This is a genomic window from Croceitalea sp. P059, from assembly GCF_031846365.1.
GTDB lineage: Bacteria > Bacteroidota > Bacteroidia > Flavobacteriales > Flavobacteriaceae > Croceitalea > Croceitalea vernalis.
Genome location: NZ_JAVRHW010000015.1, coordinates 1 through 800, shown reverse-complemented (window position 1 = coordinate 800; position 800 = coordinate 1). Strand labels below are relative to the sequence as shown.

Annotated in this window: 1 protein-coding gene; it reads left to right on the top strand. The window is 39.8% G+C overall.

Annotated features, from left to right (window positions below; all coding sequences use genetic code 11):
• A partial coding sequence (locus RM542_RS14805; protein WP_311386528.1) for a discoidin domain-containing protein occupies window positions 1-800 on the top strand: 800 nt, incomplete at both ends.

Genomic DNA, 800 nt, shown 5'->3' with positions numbered 1-800 from the left:
CCTACGGGAGGTGTTTGGAGCGGTGATTCAACTGATGGAACATTTGACCCTGCAATAGGTGAAGGAACCTATTCCATTACCTATACCGTTGATTTCGGAAATGATTGTATTAAAGAAGATACTATTGAACTTATTATTAGTGATACTGTAGACCCTTGTCTAGGTGCTGAAGATGTCACCATTGACCCTGCCGGACCATTTGCAACCGATGCTGGTATACAATCTCTTACTGCGCTGCCAATAGGTGGTGTATGGAGCGGTGATACTACTAATGGTGATTTTGACCCTTCAGCTGGAGAAGGAACCTATAACGTAACTTATACCGTGGATTTTGGAAATGGTTGTACTAAAGATGAAACCATTTCAATTATTGTTGAAGCGGCTTCAACTGGTGGAGGTACCTGCACCACAACAACAAACCTTGCATTAACTGGAACAGCTTCTCAATCTTCAACTTACGGGTTTGGTGAAGCTTCTTATGCCATTGATGGAAATACCAATGGAACTTCGCCTTGGAGTGCGGATCTGCAACATACCGTAAGTGGAGAAAACGAATCTTGGTGGCAAGTAGATTTAGGTGAAGAAAATGTTATCGAAGAAATTGTAATTTATAATAGAACGGATAAACTACAAGCCAGACTTAATAACTTCTATGTGCTTATTTCTGAAAATCCTTTTGATGAAAATGCTTCGCTTCAAAACCTTTTAGATGACAATGCGATAACAAATCAATTCTTTGCTGGTAATGCAGCTCTTCAAGAGAACATACCTATTACAGCTAACGGAAGATATGTAAGAAT